This window comes from Mesorhizobium sp. Cs1321R2N1 (assembly GCF_037179725.1).
GTDB lineage: Bacteria > Pseudomonadota > Alphaproteobacteria > Rhizobiales > Rhizobiaceae > Mesorhizobium > Mesorhizobium salmacidum.
Genome location: NZ_JAPYKP010000139.1, coordinates 1 through 16,782 on the forward strand (window position 1 = coordinate 1; position 16,782 = coordinate 16,782).

General features: G+C 63.6%; 18 protein-coding genes and 1 pseudogene. 4 read left to right on the plus strand and 15 right to left on the minus strand.

The window, feature by feature from the left end; all coding sequences use genetic code 11:
- The 6 genes from O7A61_RS25880 to O7A61_RS25905 form a co-directional block, all read right to left on the minus strand.
- The coding region (locus tag O7A61_RS25880) for an ATP-binding cassette domain-containing protein (RefSeq protein WP_337132229.1) at positions 1-227 on the minus strand (227 nt) is incomplete at its 3' end.
- Positions 224-1,804, minus strand: a complete 1,581-nt coding sequence (locus tag O7A61_RS25885) for an ABC transporter permease (RefSeq protein ID WP_337132230.1) — start codon at positions 1,802-1,804, stop codon at positions 224-226. The genes O7A61_RS25880 and O7A61_RS25885, both read right to left, overlap by 4 nt.
- 171 nt (positions 1,805-1,975) lie before the next feature.
- Complete coding sequence (locus tag O7A61_RS25890; RefSeq protein ID WP_337132231.1) at positions 1,976-2,983, minus strand: iron ABC transporter substrate-binding protein; 1,008 nt, start codon at positions 2,981-2,983, stop codon at positions 1,976-1,978.
- 121 nt (positions 2,984-3,104) lie between these two features.
- A complete protein-coding gene (locus O7A61_RS25895) occupies positions 3,105-4,457 on the minus strand; it encodes a hypothetical protein (protein WP_337132232.1) in 1,353 nt (450 codons plus the stop codon).
- Positions 4,458-4,466: 9 nt separating this feature from the next.
- Positions 4,467-5,516, minus strand: coding sequence for a hypothetical protein (locus O7A61_RS25900; RefSeq protein ID WP_337132233.1), 1,050 nt, complete (start codon positions 5,514-5,516; stop codon positions 4,467-4,469).
- Positions 5,517-5,588: 72 nt separating this feature from the next.
- A complete protein-coding gene (locus tag O7A61_RS25905) occupies positions 5,589-5,726 on the minus strand; it encodes a hypothetical protein (protein ID WP_337132234.1) in 138 nt (45 codons plus the stop codon).
- 230 nt (positions 5,727-5,956) lie between these two features.
- On the opposite strand from O7A61_RS25905, the gene O7A61_RS25910 reads away from it, so the two are divergent.
- The 3 genes from O7A61_RS25910 (at position 5,957) to O7A61_RS25920 (ending at position 9,307) form a co-directional block, all read left to right on the plus strand.
- On the plus strand, positions 5,957-6,523 hold the full coding sequence (locus tag O7A61_RS25910) for a sigma-70 family RNA polymerase sigma factor (protein ID WP_337132235.1): 567 nt from the start codon (positions 5,957-5,959) through the stop codon (positions 6,521-6,523).
- 1 nt (position 6,524) lies between these two features.
- Entirely contained in the window at positions 6,525-7,163 is a 639-nt protein-coding gene (locus O7A61_RS25915; RefSeq protein ID WP_337132236.1) for an NrsF family protein, read from the plus strand.
- A 164-nt stretch (positions 7,164-7,327) separates the two neighbouring features.
- Positions 7,328-9,307, plus strand: a complete 1,980-nt coding sequence (locus O7A61_RS25920) for a PAS domain S-box protein (RefSeq protein ID WP_337132237.1) — start codon at positions 7,328-7,330, stop codon at positions 9,305-9,307.
- Between the two features lie 9 nt (positions 9,308-9,316).
- On the opposite strand, the gene O7A61_RS25925 is transcribed toward O7A61_RS25920, so the two are convergent.
- From O7A61_RS25925 to O7A61_RS25955, 7 genes are all read right to left on the minus strand, one after another.
- A complete protein-coding gene (locus O7A61_RS25925) occupies positions 9,317-10,195 on the minus strand; it encodes a 3-hydroxybutyryl-CoA dehydrogenase (protein ID WP_015315562.1) in 879 nt (292 codons plus the stop codon).
- A 209-nt stretch (positions 10,196-10,404) separates the two neighbouring features.
- Positions 10,405-11,334: an electron transfer flavoprotein subunit alpha/FixB family protein gene (locus tag O7A61_RS25930; protein ID WP_337132238.1), complete on the minus strand. Its 930-nt coding sequence runs from the start codon at positions 11,332-11,334 to the stop codon at positions 10,405-10,407.
- A gap of 23 nt (positions 11,335-11,357) precedes the next feature.
- Entirely contained in the window at positions 11,358-12,107 is a 750-nt protein-coding gene (locus O7A61_RS25935; protein WP_027143462.1) for an electron transfer flavoprotein subunit beta/FixA family protein, read from the minus strand.
- A gap of 203 nt (positions 12,108-12,310) precedes the next feature.
- On the minus strand, positions 12,311-13,111 hold the full coding sequence (locus O7A61_RS25940; RefSeq protein ID WP_337132239.1) for a rhomboid family intramembrane serine protease: 801 nt from the start codon (positions 13,109-13,111) through the stop codon (positions 12,311-12,313).
- A 33-nt stretch (positions 13,112-13,144) separates the two neighbouring features.
- The gene (locus tag O7A61_RS25945) at positions 13,145-13,726 is read right to left on the minus strand and encodes a cob(I)yrinic acid a,c-diamide adenosyltransferase (RefSeq protein WP_337132240.1); all 582 of its coding nucleotides are present in this window, start codon (positions 13,724-13,726) and stop codon (positions 13,145-13,147) included.
- Positions 13,727-13,744: 18 nt separating this feature from the next.
- A complete protein-coding gene (locus tag O7A61_RS25950; protein ID WP_015315567.1) occupies positions 13,745-13,936 on the minus strand; it encodes a twin transmembrane helix small protein in 192 nt (63 codons plus the stop codon).
- 25 nt (positions 13,937-13,961) lie between these two features.
- Positions 13,962-14,828: an SDR family oxidoreductase gene (locus tag O7A61_RS25955; protein WP_337132241.1), complete on the minus strand. Its 867-nt coding sequence runs from the start codon at positions 14,826-14,828 to the stop codon at positions 13,962-13,964.
- 58 nt (positions 14,829-14,886) lie between these two features.
- Between O7A61_RS25955 and O7A61_RS25960 the strand changes: the two genes are divergently transcribed.
- Complete coding sequence (locus O7A61_RS25960; protein WP_027143458.1) at positions 14,887-15,738, plus strand: YihY/virulence factor BrkB family protein; 852 nt, start codon at positions 14,887-14,889, stop codon at positions 15,736-15,738.
- Here the strand turns inward: O7A61_RS25960 and O7A61_RS25965 are convergent.
- Together O7A61_RS25965 and O7A61_RS25970 are read right to left on the minus strand one after the other, a co-directional pair.
- Positions 15,708-16,610, minus strand: a complete 903-nt coding sequence (locus tag O7A61_RS25965) for a DMT family transporter (RefSeq protein ID WP_337132242.1) — start codon at positions 16,608-16,610, stop codon at positions 15,708-15,710. The genes O7A61_RS25960 and O7A61_RS25965 overlap by 31 nt on opposite strands.
- Positions 16,611-16,677: 67 nt before the next feature.
- A pseudogene (locus tag O7A61_RS25970) lies at positions 16,678-16,782 on the minus strand (IS5/IS1182 family transposase); the annotation flags it as partial.

Here is a 16,782-nt window from a genome sequence, read left to right on the forward strand (position 1 = left end):
GCCGGCACATCGCCGCAGCGATTGGCCAGCACCTGCCCGTCGAGCACGATGCGGCCCTGATCGGGCGCCTCGAAACCGGCGATCAGCCGCAGCAAGGTTGTCTTGCCGCAGCCGGAAGGTCCTACGATCGCGGTGCGACTGCCGCTGGCGACGTTCAGGTCGACGCCGGCAAGTGCCGCGACCGGGCCGTAACGCTTGTGCAGATTGCCGAGTTCGAGAAAGCTCATCGTCCGGCCATCCGCTTCGACTGGACATAGAGCAGCCAAGTCAAGGGCAGCGACATCGCCACCATGATGAAGGCGTAAGGGGCCGCCGAGGCGTAGTCGATCTCGCCGCTATAGGACCAGAACGCCATGGCCAGCGTGCGGGTGCCGTTCGGCGCCAGCATCTGCGTCGCGGTCAATTCGTTCATGATGCCGAGCGCCACCAGCGCCATGCCGGCCGCGGCACCCGGCGCCGACAGGCGGATTGTCGTCGACCACAGCGCGTTGAGCGGCCGCCGGCCGAGGCTGGAGGCGGCGCGCTCGAGTTCGACCGGGGCCTGGGCGATCGACGCGCGCAGGCTGACCAGGGCACGCGGCAGGAACATCAGGGCATATGCGACCAGGATGGTGAACAGGGTCTGGTAGAGCGGCAGGGCGATGCGCACGGTGATGGTGACCAGCGCCAGCGCAATGACGACACCCGGCAGCGAGCCGACAATGTAATTGCATCCCTCCAGCAGGCGCTGCAACGGACCGGGCGCGCGGATCGAGATCCAGGCCATCGGCATGGCAGCGGCGGTGGCAAGCAACGCGCCGGCAAGCGACAGGAACAGTGTCTGGCCGAGTGCCAGGCCAATCTCATCGAGACGCCAGACATCGGCGCCGCCGGCGATGAGCCAGCGGCCGATGGTGATGAACGGCACGCCAAGCGCCAGCAGGGTGGTGACGACGAGCAGCAGCAAGCTGGGCAGGGTGGCGCGACCGAGGCTCATCCGCTGCTGATATCGCGCGGCACCCGAGCCGACACGGGCATAACGCTCCTCGCCGCGCACCAGCACTTCGAGGCCGAGCAGCACGAAGCAGCAGGTCACCAGCACGCCGGCCAGCATGTTGGCGGCCGGACCGTTGAAGGTCGACTGGAACTGGTCGACGATCGCGGTGGTGAAGGTGTCGAAGCGGATGAAGACGTAGAGGCCATATTCGGCCAGCAGATGCAGGCCGACCAGCAGCGAGCCGCCGCAGATGGCGAGCCTGAGCTGCGGCAACACGACACGCCAGAACACACGCCAGGGTCCGAGACCGAGTGCCGCCGCGGCATCCTCCAGGGCAGGATCGAGGCGGCGCAGCGCCGCCGACACCGGCAGATAGAGGAAAGGAAAATAGGCGATGACGGATACCAGCACGCCAGCCCAGAGGCCGTGCAGCCCCGGCACCATGGTGATCCAGGCATAGGAGTGTACGAAAGCGGGGATGGCGAGCGGCGCCACGCAGAGCCAGGACCAGAGCCGGGCACCAGGCAGGTTGCTGCGTTCGGTCAGCCAGGCCAGCGTCACCGACAAGGTGATGGCGATCGGTACGGCCAGCAGCACCAGCAGGCCGGTGTTGACCAGCAGTTGGCCGACACGTGGCCGGAAGACCAAGGCCGCGACAGTGTCCCAACCGGTCCGCACCGCGATCCATATGATGAAGGCAAGCGGCATCAAAGCCAGCAGGGAGATTGATATGGCGGCGATGACAAACCAGGGCGCCACACGCCGCTGCGTTCTTCGGCGCATCTTCGGCGGCAGGCCAGGGCGCGCGAGATCGACCGCGGGCTGCATCAGCTCAGGCGCCATGCCATCGCGGCGCGGCGGCGGCAATCAGGGGACCACGGTCGCGGTCAGGAACGAAGCGTGTCGTCATGGACGAATGCATCTCGGAACAAAACGCTCCCGCGGAAGGTGAATTCCCGCAGGAGCACGGTTTGACGTCCTTATTAGGAAGAACGACGACTAAAGCAAGCCGGCTGCGGTCATCAGGTCGGTGACCTTCTTGGAGTTCAGCGTCGCGGCGTCGACCTTCGGCGCCTGCAGGTCGACCAGTGGCACCAGCTTCGGATTGGACTGCGCACCCTTGCCGACCGCGTATTCGAAGGAGGTTCCGTTCTTCAGCACGTCCTGGCCACCCTTGCCGGTCACCCATTTCAGGAAGGCCTGGGCTTCCTTGGGGTGCTTGCTCGAGGCGAGCACGCCGCCGCCGGAGACCGATACGAAAGCGCCCGGATCCTGGTTCTTGAAATAGTGCAGCGCGATGTTCTTGGAGTTTTCGCCGGTCTTGGCCTGATCGCCGAAATAGTAATAGTGGTAGATCACGCCGCCTTCGATCTCGCCGGCATTGACCGCCTTCATCACCGTGCTATTGCCTTTGTAGGCGGTGAAGTTCGCCTTCATCGCCTTCAGCCAATCGGCCGTGGCGGCCTCGCCCTTGAGCTGCAGCAATGCGCTGACAATAGCCTGGAAATCGGCGCCAGAAGGCGAGGCCGCCCAGCGGCCCTTCCAACTCGGGTCGGCGAGGTCGAGCATCGACTTGGGCAACTGGTCGGCCTTGAGCTTGGTCGTATTGTAGGCAAAGACGGTGCTGCGCGCGGCCACGCCCACCCATTTGCCGCTGGCGGCCTGATAGTCCTGCGGGACCTGTGCGAGCGTGTAGGCGTCGACCGGCGCGAACAGGCCGGCATTCTCGACCAGCACCATGGCCGGCGAATTTTCCGTCAGAAACACGTCGGCGGGCGAGGAGGCGCCTTCGGCGACGATCTGGTTGGAGAAGTCGCTGTCGCCGCCATTGCGCAAGGTAACCTTGATGCCGGTTTCCTTGGTGAACCCTTCGGCCCAATCCTTGGCCAGGCTTTCATGCTGGGCGTTATAGACGATGATGCCGGCATCTTCGGCCGTCGCCGGACCGGCGGCCAGGCTGATTGCAAGCGCCGCTACGCTGGCCAGGGCAAGAAGGGGGGATTTCATAAGGTACTCCTCGGGGTTGCCCGCACTGCGGGTGCGTCCGAGTATCAATTCATGAATGGGTTAGTCAAGATTGAAAGGCAATCGGCGCCATCACGGTTTCGCGTATCGGACGCTGATGGCATCATCCGATATGCGGTGCTGGTGGCTGCTCCTGCGGAATGCAACCATCGACCATCGGATGAATGGTCCAGCGCTGGTCCAGGCCCTGCTGTGTTCGTTTGGTCTCCGGATCGAAGGCGTCGTTCAGCATGGCGCACCACGTTCTGCGCAGATTCTCGCAGCGTGTCCTGAACGCGGCGCTGCCAAGCCCGTCACGCATATCCTGCGCGGTGAGGTCGATGGCCTCGCCTGGCGGTTTGGGCGGGACCGTGCCCGTGTCGGGAAAATCCGGATCCCACTGAAGATAGTGTCTTGCGTCGACACCGGCCGACGCATCGAATTTGACCACCGCCATCAGCGGATGAAACTCATGCCAGCCCTTGTGATAGCCGTCATAGACATGTTCGCCGAGGACGGCGACATGATCGCCCATCCTGATGGGGCCGAGCGCCTTGTCGCCGACATTGGCGTCCTCGACATTGCCGGGATTCCAGTTGAACAGTCCCTGCAGGACCGGCTTGACGCCGCCGAAGTAGGACGCCGCTCCGCCGATGGCGCCGCCAACGGCCACTCCGAGCAATCCTCCCAGGAACGAGCCGATGGTACAGCCCAGCGCACCCAGGAAGAACGACCCTATGGCGCAGCCGACAGCTGCCCCAACACTGGCGCCGGCAGCCGCCGCGGCCGCCGTGACGACCAGAGCCGCCGTCAGCAGGATGACGATGGCCGGCGCCCACTGGCGCATCTTGATCCAGAAGTCACCCTCGGCCTCGCAGTGCAGGGCCCAGCGGGCATGATCGTCCGCGGGTGCGTAGCCCAGATCCGTCTTCAGCTCATCGCGCACCAACAGCAGTTCATGACCCTGAAAGCCGTCATTGAGAATGTCGTTCGCCGGATGGGCCGTGATGTTGGCGGCGAATTCCGCGACGACGGTGCCGTCGCCATTGTAGCGATTGGCGGCGGCCAAAGCCGCCTCATTGGTTTCGGCGTTGAGAATCTCAGTCGTCGGATGCGGCATCAGTATGACGTCGAAATACTGGTCATTGTCGAAGGCGCCGAGATCGCTGCGGAACGGATTGTAGGAGACAATGCCGACGGCGCATTTCGGATTGTCCTTGTCGAGGCAGACCAGGCGATGGTTGAGCCATTCCCCGGCGGCCTTGTCGATCGTCGCGGTGGCGGACGCCAGAAACGCGATTGCCGCGGCAAGTGCTGCGCCGACCGGCCCCAGCAGCAAGCCGAAGGCGGCCGCCAGCCCGGTGATGACGATGATCTGCAGCGCCTGGGCGGCGAGGAAAGCCAGCCGGTCGGCCTCATTGTAGGGCTTGCCACCGGCCGGATAGAGAAAGCAGCTCGTATAGTGCTTGTAGGCCATCGGAGCGCCTCAGCCTTTCGTGGCGGTGAGTGTCACGCCGCCGGTCATGGTGCGCGATCCGCTTTCGCCGATCGTGAAGACATGGACGTTGAAGGCCTTTGAGCCACGGAAGGCGGCGTCTCTCGGTTCGATCTCGACGGTGATCTCGGTTATCTGGCGCGGCTGCAGTGAAAGCGTTCTTGGAACGATCCTGACCGACCAGTCATCGGGAACGGGAAACCGGCCATAGGCCTGTTCCTCCAGCGCCTTGGCCCAGCGCGCCTTGCTCTCCGCGAGCCTCGGCTGCGGGGTGTCCGTGCGTTCGTCTCGACCTTGGCCGCGTGGCGGGGTACATGGTTGCAGCTTCGGCAGGCCGTAGCAGTCCGCCTCGATCTGGAAACGCCGGACGACCGAGGCCTCGTTGCGGACGCTGAAGGAGAACTTTGCCGATGAGCGCATCTCGGCAATGTTGACGTTCTTCTGGCCGAGGTTGTTGCCGGGGTTGGCATCATCGCCCCAGGAAAGCTGTGCCTGTAGGCAGTAATGGCCGCCGGTGGCGGGCGTGGTCCAACTGAATTCGGCATAGGCAGGGCAATCGATCGTGCCCTTGGCCCCGAGATTGACGGCGAGGTTGGCGATCGGACGGGAAACGGTCTGTGCGCCGAAGGACAGGTAGGACAGCGCCACCCCGACGCCGACGGCCGGCGCATCATAGGATCCGTTCCAGACACGCACGCGAACGCGATAGGTGCGAGAGGGCTGCAGCGCACCGGTGACTGGCGCGGCGCCGTCGAAAATGTCGATGTCGGGATTGTCCCAGGTGACCGCGAGACCCTGCGCCATAAGATAGTATTGGGCATAGAGAAGAGGATCGGCCCGCTTGTAGATGTCGGGCGGCAGCTGGATACAGCAATCGTTCTGCGCAGGGCCTGGCAGCCGCTGGCGCTTGGCCAACCGGCACAGCAGCATGCGAATCGTCGCAAACAGCACCTTCAGCCCGACGGCAAGACGCTTCCAGAATTCGGCGGCGAACAACAGCAGTGCCGCGGTTCTGACGTGGTTGACCAGAGATCCTGCCATGTCGTGTTTCCCACGCTGAGAGGACGCAACGGTAGTGTTTTCCTGGCGACGTATCCCCGCCGGTTCTCCCGGCTATTTCTTCAGTGATCCCCGTCTTCTGTAGAAGTAGATGGCAGCGACAAAGACTATGGCCGCAATGACAAGGCCGCTCTCGAAAGTTCCCGAGCCATTGTCGGGAGAAAATCCAAAAATGCGTTCAATGAAATCCATTTCGGCCTCCCTCCGATCCTTTGACGCTACAGAAGGGTTTACCTTACGTCAATCAAGGCTTGGTCCGCGCCGTTCCTCACGCCTGGGCCGGGAACCAGGGAAACCGTCAGGGAATTTCGCGGGTCCCTCCCGCAAACTTTCGTGATTTGCCCGTAGTTTGGCTTGGACATTATTTCGCCGGCCACGTAACAAATCAGTGCCGAGGCGCGAAGATCGGGGAGTGAACTCTTGTGAGCGGCAAGGACGAGGCCGAGCTTTCCCGGCTGATGCGGGCCGCGATCGCGGGAGATGAAAAGGCCTATGCCGACTTTCTCCACCGGATTGCCGCGCTGATCCGCGGCTTTGTCAGGCGCAAGATCGTGCAGGGCGGGGTCGATCCCGAGGATGTCGTGCAGGAAACCTTGCTGGCCATTCATGTCAAACGACACACCTGGCGCCAGGACTCGCCGGTGTTGCCATGGGTCTATGCGATTGCCCGTTTCAAGCTGATCGATGCATTCCGGCGGCGCGGGCGGCGCATCGAAATCGATGTCGACGACATCGCCGAGACTTTCGCCGAGCCGGAAACCGAGACGGTCAGCGAGCGCGACATCAACCGGGCCCTCGACGGGCTGCCGCCGGCTCAGCGGTCCGTGGTTTCGGCCGTGTCCGTGGAGGGCCGTTCCATCGGTGAGACAGCGGCGAAGTTCGGCATCAGCGAGACGGCGGTGCGTGTGTCGCTGCACCGGGGACTTACCGCCATAGCCAAGCGATTCGGCCAGGGGCGATTCGGCCAGGGGCGGTTCGGACGGGAATGACATGAAGACCGACGATCTCATCAAGGCGTTGGACGCCGATGCCCGCAGCAAGGCGATGCCATTGCGCTCGGCCTGGTGGCTGGCGGCCGGTGCGGCCGTCGTCGCCGCGGCCGCTGTTTTCATGATGACAATCGGGCCGCGCCCCGACTTCATGGTTGCCGCGCACACGATCCGTTTCCTGTCCAAGTTTGTTTTCACCGTCGTGCTCGCCATCAGCGCCTTCGCCCTGATCCGTGCCCTGTCGACGCCGGGTGCGGCGACAGGCCGGGCAATGGCGGCGATGATCGCCGCGCCGCTGCTGGTCGCGGTGGCCGTGGTGCTGGAACTCTTCATGGTGCCGCAGGCGCTATGGGGCACGCGCATGATCGGATCGAACATGATGATCTGCATGAGCTTCATCCCGCTGATCGGCATCGGCCCGCTGGCCATCTTCCTGTGGATGCTGCGCTATGGTGCGCCGACACGGCCGGTGCTTGCCGGCACCGTCGCGGGGCTGCTTGCCGGCGGGCTGGCGGCCACCTTCTATGCGGCGCACTGCTTCGACGATTCGCCGCTTTTCGTTGCCACCTGGTACACGATCGCCATCGCGGCCCTCGCTTTGCTCGGCGCGCTCGGCGGGCGGCTTTTCGTGCGATGGTAACAGGGTACCCGCGCCCACACCCCGTTAATACCGGTCCTTAATCATGCCGGCAATTGTTTGCCGGTTTCCCATGTCGCCGATGCCCCGGTCGCAACCTTTCCTTAAAATCGGTCCTTCAGGGTCTTAACGGAAAAAAGCGATTGCCCACGGGGGTGGCATAAATCGTGACATTGCGAAGTATCATCGGGCCGGGACAGTACAAGCATGCAGCTCTGGCGCTGCTTGTGGCCGGCTTTGCCGTGGTGGCCGCCTCGCTTGTGCCGTCAAGGCTGGACCTTGGCGCGGAAGCCCTCAGACTTTGCCTTCAAATGTCGGTCGCGGTTACGGTCTGCGCGCTTTTCCTGGCCCATCTGTTCATCACGCGCATCTCTGATGACCGGCGGCATATTGCGGAAAGCGAGCAGCGGTTCCGCCGAGCCATGGAAGACTCGGTCATCGGCATCGCCATCGTCAGCCTCGATGGGCGTATTCTCCAGACCAACCCAGCCTTCGCCGCCATGCTTGGCTATAGCCGAGAGGAAATCGAGGCGCTGACCTTCTTCCAGATTACGCATCCCGACGATCTGCATCTCGGGCGGGAAACCATGGAAAGCATGAGAGCTGGCACGGTCAACGCCTTCCAATTCGAGAAGCGTTACCTCAAAAAGGATGGCGCGCCCATTTGGGCCAATCTTGCCGGCTCCGTCATCCGAGACGAGAAAAGCGGCCGGCCGCTCTATCTCGTTTCGCAGATCGAGGACATCGACGCGCGCAAGCAGGCCGAGGCGCGCATCACGGAGGCGGAAACGCGCTGGAATTTCGCGCTGGCCGGCGCCGGTCAAGGTGTCTGGGATTTCGACATGCGCAAGGGGGGCACCACCTATTCCCCCACCTGGGTCAAGATGTTGGGCTATGGGGATGGCGAGCTCGATGGCGACCCCGATCGCTGGCTGACGATGATCCATCCCGACGACCGCCCCGCGGTCGCGGAGGCTGATCGCGCCCATCTCGATGGCCAGACGGAATTTTTCGAGGCCGAGTTCAGGATGCGCCACAAGGATGGCCGCTGGGTTTGGATTCTCGACCGCGGCAAGGCCATCGAGCGCGATGCGGACGGACAGCTGATCAGAGCGATCGGCAGCTTGACCGACATCACCCGGCGCAAGCAGGCCGAAGAACGGCTCATCGTCTCGGCGGCGATGCTGGCCGACGAGAAGGAGCGGCTGAGAGTGACGCTGCAATCGATCGGCGATGCGGTCATCTGCACCGATGCCGCGAACCGCGTCACCTTCATGAACCCGGTGGCCGAAAAGCTAACCGGCGTTTCCGGCGACGAGGCACTCGGCAAGACGCTGAGCCATGTCTATTGGGCAGTCGACGAGGAGACCGGCCACAGGATCGGCATGACGCGGCCCGTGACAGGCGAAGAGGCGCGCTCCGACCAGAACAGCCGCGCGGTCCTCATCCGGCGCGACGACACACGCTGCAGCATCCGCCAGGTCGTGTCGCCGATCATCAACGAGCGCAACGAATTCGGCGGGCTGGTGATCGTCTTCCAGGACTTCACCGATGCGCGCGCCCTGCAGCGCCAGCTTGCCCATGCCGCCGCGCACGATGCGCTCACCGGGCTCGCCAACCGCTCGAGCTTCATCCGCGCCATGGAGGGATTGGTCGATCAGGCGCGCAAGGACGGCACGATGGCCGGGGACCGCCATCAGTTCATGTTCATCGACCTTGACCATTTCAAGCTGGTCAACGACACGGGCGGTCACGCTGCGGGAGACGCCCTGCTGAAGCGGGTCGCGGAGGCAGTGCGCGGGGTGCTTGGTTCTGAAGACATCGTCGCGCGCCTGGGTGGCGACGAATTCGCTGTTATCCTGAAGTCCGGTTCTGCCGCTGGCGCGCGGCTCGCGGCGCGTTCCATCATCGATGCGATAGCCGGCCTCAACTTCACCTGGGAAGGCCGGCCGCACGCGATCGGCGCCAGCATCGGGCTGACGGCGATCTGCGCCAATTGCGGCGAAGTCGACGAGATCATCGCGAGGGCCGATACCGCCTGCTATGCGGCCAAGGCGGCCGGGCGCGGATGCGTTTGCGTGGCACCCGACGGCAAAACCGCCGACGACAGGTCAGAACCACCCAAGCCGCTCGCCGCGGCCTCGTGAGCGGACGCGTCAGCGCGTCGGAACGGGGTGCTCGCCGCGATAGTCGTAGAAGCCGCGTCCGGTCTTGCGGCCGAGCCAGCCGGCCTCGACATATTTGACCAGCAGCGGGCAGGGACGGTACTTCGAATCCGACAGGCCGTCATGCAGCACCTGCATGATCGACAGGCAGGTATCGAGGCCGATGAAATCGGCAAGCTGCAGCGGTCCCATCGGATGGTTGGCGCCGAGCCTCATGGCGGTGTCGATGGCATCGACCGAGCCGACGCCCTCATAGAGGGTGTAGATCGCCTCGTTGATCATCGGCAGAAGGATGCGATTGACGATAAAGGCCGGGAAATCCTCCGAGACCGTGATCGTCTTGTCGAGCTGCTTCACATAGGTCTTCGCCGCCTCGAAGGTCTGGTCCTCGGTGGCGATGCCGCGCACCAGTTCGACCAGCTTCATCAGCGGAACAGGGTTCATGAAGTGTATGCCGATGAACCGCTCCGGCCGGTCGGTCTGCGCCGCCAGCCGCGTGATCGAGATCGACGAGGTGTTGGTCGCCAGAATCGCTTCGGGGTTAAGCTGCGGGCAGAGCTGCGCATAGATCTTGCGCTTAACGGTTTCGTCCTCGGTCGCCGCCTCGATCACCAGATCGGCGCCGGCAAGATCGGCCATCGTCGGTGCCGACGCGATGCGTGCCATGGCCTGGTTACGGAGTTTCTCGTCGAGCTTGCCGGACCCCACTTGACGGGCCATGTTGCCGCTGATGGTGGCGATGCCCTTCTCGATACGGTCGGGCGATATATCGTAGATCAGCACCTTGTAACCCGAAAGCGCGGAGACGTGCGCTATGCCGCCGCCCATCTGGCCCGCACCAATGATGCCGATCGTCTCGATCTTGCTCATTACCCGATCCCGTCCGGAGCGTTTCTCGCCAGAATCGCGAACCGCCCCATCTCTTTGTTTTCCCGCAATTCCCGGCGCAAAAAACCTGCGCACTGCCGCTGGAATTGCTCTCAGCCTTTGTGGCCTGCTTATTGTGCGGTGCAAACTAAAAGGGTGGGGCGACTTCGTCTACCCCACCCCTGGCAATTTAATACGGTTGCGCGGAAGCGTCAAAGTGCCTTCTGCAACTCCGGCAGGATGACGAAGAGGTCGCCGACGAGGCCGTAGTCGGCAACCTGGAAGATCGGCGCTTCCTCGTCCTTGTTGATGGCGACGATGACCTTGCTGTCCTTCATGCCGGCGAGGTGCTGGATGGCGCCGGAGATGCCGACCGCGATATAAAGATCGGGGGCGACGACCTTGCCGGTCTGGCCGACCTGCCAGTCGTTCGGCGCATAGCCGGCGTCGACGGCGGCGCGGGAAGCACCGACGGCGGCGCCGAGCTTGTCGGCGACCGGCAGGATGACTTCCTGGAATTTTTCCGAGGAACCGAGCGCACGGCCGCCCGAGATGATGATCTTGGCCGAGGTCAGCTCCGGACGGTCGGTCTCCGACAGCTTGTTCTCGACGAAGGTGGACAGGCCGGGATTGGCCGCCGCATGAACCGTCTCGACCGAAGCCGAGCCACCCTCGGGTGCCGCCTGGAAGGAGGCGGTGCGCACGGTGATCACCTTCTTGGCGTCGCTCGACTGCACCGTCTGGATTGCGTTGCCGGCATAGATCGGCCGCTTGAACGTATCCGGCGAGACCACTTCGATGATCTCGGAGACCTGGGCGACATCGAGCAGGGCCGCCACGCGCGGCGCGACGTTCTTGCCTGCGGACGTCGCCGGCGCGATGATCGTGTCGTAGGCGCCAGCCAGCGAGACGACCAGCGCCGCCGTCGGCTCGGCCAGGCGCTCGGCGAGCTCGTCGGCTTCGGCGAGCAGCACCTTGCTCACGCCCTTCAGTTTCGCGGCTGCGTCGGCAGCAGCCTTGGCGCCTTTGCCGGCGACCAGCACATGAACGTCGGAGCCGATCTGCAGGGCGGCCGAAAGCGCCTTGGCGGTCTGATCGGAAAGGGTGGCGTTGTCGTGTTCTGCGATGAGGAGAATGGTCATATTTCTGTTCCTTTCCCGATCGTTTACAACACGCCGGCTTCGTTCTTGAGCTTGTCGACCAGTTCGGCGACGCTCTTGACCTTGACGCCCGCCTTGCGGCCGCCCGGCTCCTCGGTCTTGATGACCTTGAGGCGCGGCGTGACGTCGGCGCCGTAGTCGGCCGGGCTCTTCTCGTCCAGCGGCTTCTTCTTGGCCTTCATGATGTTGGGCAGCGAGGCATAGCGAGGCTGGTTGAGGCGAAGGTCGGCGGTGACGATCACCGGCATCTTCAACTCCACCGTCTGCAAGCCGCCGTCGACCTCGCGCGTCACCTTGGCATGGTCGCCCTCGAGCACGACCTTGGAGGCGAAGGTGCCCTGCGCCCAGCCAAGCAGGGCGGCCAGCATCTGGCCGGTCTGGTTGGAATCGTCGTCGATCGCCTGCTTGCCGAGAATGACAAGGCCTGGCTTCTCCGCCTCGACCACACCCTTCAGCACCTTGGCGACGCCGAGCGGCTCGGTCTGTTCGTCGGTCTTGACCAGGATGGCGCGGTCGGCGCCCATGGCGAGCGCGGTGCGCAGTGTTTCCTGCGCCTGCTGCGGGCCGATCGACACGACGATGATCTCTTCGGCCTTGCCGGCTTCCTTGATCCGAATCGCTTCCTCGACCGCGATCTCGTCGAACGGGTTCATCGCCATCTTGACGTTGGCGAGTTCCACCGCCGAACCGTCGGCCTTCACGCGAACCTTCACATTCGCGTCCACAACCCGCTTCACGGGCACAAGGATCTTCATTTGCCTGTCACCTCTTCACGCTAGTTGGGCGCGCTATAGCAGCCTGCGCCCTTTCTGAGTTGTCGAAAGCCGACATTCCGGATGGAAATTCTGGTCTTTGCCCGCCTTGCGGCTGCTCCTTAACCGCCTTGGGCTGCGACGGAGACGTTTCCGTAATTGTGGCAACCCTTGTCGTCAATACGCTGGAAGCTGCTCAAATCGGTTCAGTTCGGGCCAGTAGGGTTTCCGCGGCCCCAGCGCGCCGCAGTGACGGACGTTTGGGGGGTGGCTGGTTCGCCAACGGCCGGCGGCTGTTCGGGGGTCGGAGCCACGGCGTCCTCGTCAGCGGGGGCAAACAGCGGCACGCCGCGACTGCGCAGGACCAGCACCAGGACCGCGCCGGCAATGATGCCGCCGATGTGGCAGGCCCAGGAGATCTGATCCTCTCCACCGGCCGCGAACATGACGACTTGGAACAGCACCCACAGGATGAGCGGAATGAAGGCTGGAATACGCAAGGGGATGCGGGCAAAGGCAAGCACCCACACCTTCACCCTAGGGTAGAGGATCAGGTAGGCGACGACCACGCCGGCAATGGCGCCCGAGGCGCCGATCAGCGGCACTTGCGAATCCCAGGCGATGAGCCCCTGGAAAGCGGCTCCGGCGATGGCGCAGAGGAGATAGAAGATCAGGTAGCGGATGTGGCCGAGCGCGTCCTCGACATTGTCGCCGAACACCCAAAGGAACAGCATGTTGCCGCCGAGATGGAAGATGTCGGCATGCAGGAAGGAGTAGGTGAGGTAGCTCAGGCTCTCGGGGATGATGATAAAGCGAGGGTCAAGCTCGGCCGTGTCGTGAACGACGGAGGGGATGAAGCCGAGGCCAAGCACGGCGGCATTGGTGAAGTTCTCGCCGCCGAGCGCCGTGGCGCAATAGACCACGGCGTTGGCGACGATCAGCCCGATCGTCACATATTGCAGCCTGATGTGGCGCAGCCTGTTGGTGTCGTAAAGCGGGATGAACATTTGTCGTTGGCCTCCTCCCGCCTTTCAGTCCGTTCAGCGGTTCTTGCCGGGAACCCATAGCACGTCGGCATTTCCATTGTCATTGACCGCCCGGGCGGCGACAAACAGGAAATCCGAGACGCGGTTGATGTATTTCAACCCGTCGCGGTTGACGTGTTCAGCCGGGTCCTGAGCCAGGGCGACCATCAGCCGCTCGGCCCGCCTGGCCACGGTGCGGGCAAGATGGAGGGCGGCCGCCGCCGGCGTGCCGCCGTTCAGTACGAAGGATTTCAGCGGCCGGAGGTCTCTGTTGAGGAGATCGATGTCGTGCTCGACACGGTCGGTCTGGGCGGCAACGATGCGCAGCGGCTCGTAGCCAAGCGGCTTGCCGTCATCAGGCACGGCGAGATCGGCGCCGAGGTCGAAAAGGTCGTTCTGAATGCGGGCAAGCATGGCGTCGATCGCCTGATAGCTCTGTGCGGTATGCACGCGAGCCATGCCGATGCAGGCATTGGCTTCGTCGACCGTGCCATACGCATCCACCCTAAGATCGGATTTCAGCCGCCGCTCACCAGTGCCGAGCCCGGTGGTGCCGTCATCGCCGGTGCGGGTGTAGATCTTGTTGAGCTTGACCACATCGCCTCCCGAAGGCCCTCACTTGCGGGTGAAATACACGGCAAGCAGGATTAGCGCCAGCGCCACGGCCTGCAGCAGAACGCGCGCCTGCATCAACTTGTTGGAGGTCACGCCGGAGCCGCCGCGCATCATGTTGATGAGGCCCCTGATCAGCACGACCACCACGGCGGCCATGACCAGAATGGCAAGGATATTGAAGGCAGTGGCCATTTTGTGTTTCCAGTTCTTTGCTTGTTCAGGCGCGCTTGGCGAGCAGGCGGTGGAGCATCGAGGCAGGCAGGATGCGTTTGAGCATGGCCCCGATCTTGGCCGATATTGTTACCACATAGTGCGGGCGCGGGCGCCGCGACAGAAGTGCATGGCAAAGCACCTTGTGGACCACTTCCGGCCCGGGCTTCAGTGCCGATTGGCTGCCGCCGGCGCGCATGCGTTCCAGCTGCGCGGCATAGTCGGCGCGATGCACGGAATTCTCGTGATCGATATTCCTGAGGAACCAGGGCAGGCCATTGCTGGCGATCTTCGATTTCACCGGCCCCGGCTCGATCAGCGAGACATGGATGCCGCTGCCGGCCAGTTCCTGGCGCTGGCAGAGCATCAAGGCCTCCAAGGCATGTTTGGACGCCGAATAGGCGCCGCGGAAGCGCACAGGCACGAGACCCAGGATCGACGAGCAATGGACGAGGCGGCCGTGGCCCTGGCGGCGCATCACCGGAACCAGACGGCGGGTCAAGTCGTGCCAGCCGAAGAAATTGGCCTCGAACTGCTCCTTGAGCGCCGCAACGGGCAGATCCTCGACGGCACCTGCCTGCGCGTAGGCGCCGTTGTTGAACAGCGCGTCGAGCCTGCCGCCGGTGCGGTCGAGCACTGCCGCCACCAGGGCGGCGATCGATGCCGGTTCAGTATAATCGAGATAGAAGGCCTCGATGCCGTCCGCTTCGAGCGCGGCGATGTCTTGCGGCTTGCGCGCCGTCGCGAACACCCGCCAGCCCTCGGCCTTCAACGCACGGGCGCAATAGGCGCCTATGCCGGAAGACGCACCGGTGACGATGATGGTGCGCAACTCTGCCGCTGGAGAATTCGAGGTTTGACGAAGGGTTGCCATTTGCCGCATTCCCTTCCCATATTCGCGGCGTCGAGACAATCGAAGGGAGCGCGCGTTCTTGCTGCGGAATATTGTCGCCCTGCGCCGCGTGCTCTACGACGCGCTCGGCCATTTCAACACCGATGACGGCTGGGCGATGGCCAGCCATCTGGCGATCACCTCGCTGATGGCGCTGTTTCCGTTCCTGATCTTCGCCACGACGCTGGCCAGCTTCCTCGGCGCCCAGGCCTTTGCCGACACCGCCGTGCATCTGGTCTTCGACACATGGCCCGAGCAGATCGCCAAGCCGATCGCGCGCGAGGTGCTGAACGTGCTGACCGTGAGGCGCACCGACCTGTTGACTTATGGCGTGCTGCTTGCCGCCTATTTTGCCTCCAACGGCATCGAGGCGCTGCGCACGTCGCTCAACCGCGCTTATCGGGTCACCGAGACGCGCGGCATCATCTATCGCCGGGTGCAGAGCATCTTCTTCGTGCTGATCGCGACCGCCGGGTTCCTGGCTATCAGCGTGCTCCTGGTGTTCGCGCCCCTGCTGGCGCGGCTGGCGGAAGCCCATTTCGAGTGGATCAAACCCTATACGGGCACGAGCACGCTGTGGCGTTACGTCATTGCCTCAACGGTCATCATCGGCGGACTTTTTGCCGTCCACTACTGGCTGCCGGCCGGCAAGCGCCGTTTCGTATCGCTGATACCCGGCATCATCTTCACGCTGGCCGCATGGCTTATCGGCTCGACGATGTTCGCCACCTATCTCGACCACTTCTCGTCCTATGTGACGACCTATGCCGGTCTCGCCTCGATCATGATCGCGGTGGTTTTCCTCTACATCGTCTCGGCGATCTTCATCCTCGGCGGCGAGCTCAACGCCGCGATCAGCCGCTATCTGGAGGCGCGCGCCCGGGTCGGTTGAAGTTTGCCCGATCGGGCGGTCGCCAGCCCAACGCCGAACGTGGTGATCGCCATGCCGGCGATCTGAAGTGCGTTGAGCTGTTCGTTGAACAGGGCCCAGGCGATGATGGCCGTCACCGCCGGCACGAGGTAGAACAACGACGCCACTTTCGACATCTCGCCGTCGCGGATCATCACCATCAGAAGGAAGATGGCGCCGAGCGACAGCACCAGCAGCAGCCAGGCCATGGCGAAGATCAATTCGCCATTGATGACGACGGTTTGCGTTTCGAAGGCAAGCGAAGCCAGGATCATCAGCGAAGCGCCGCCGACATATTGCCACATGGTGGCCGCCACGAGATCACCGCCGGAAGCAAAACGCTTCTGCCAGATGGTGCCGGCACTCATGCCGAGCACGGAGACCAGGGAGGCGATCAGCGTGGCCGCCGTCACGCCGCCGCCGAGCGCCCCGAGTTTTGGCCACAGCACGATGACGATGCCGACAAGGCCGATAACAAGGCCAAGCCAGTGGCGCGGCAAGATGGCCTCGCCCAGAAACTTGCCAGCGAGCACCGCGGTGACCAGCGGCTGCAGGCCGACGATTAGGGCCGAAAAACCGGCCGGCATGCCCCTATGAATGGCCCAGAAAACGGCGCCGAGATAGACGCCATGCATCAGCACGCCGGCGCCGGTGGCATGCAGCGCCTCGATGCGGGTGGCTGGTTTCGAGCCCAGCACAAGCATCAGGACGCCAAGCAGGATGGCGGCCAGCACGAAACGCGCCGCGAGGAAGGTGAACGGCTCCGCCCACGGCATGGCATAACGCGCGCCGATGAAGCCGGTCGCCCAAAGTACGACGAAGGTGGCGGGGATGAACCGCTTGAGGCTGGACATTTTCCGGAAACCGCCGCGCTGGTGAGAATTGACCGTGACGATGCTCTAGGGCGTAGTGACGATTTAACTACCTGAGCCAGATAGCGATAGCGGCAAGTTTGACAAAGCCCATGAAGTTGGCGAGCAACTTGTCGTATCGTGTTGCGACGCGGCGGAACTGTTTGAGTTTGTT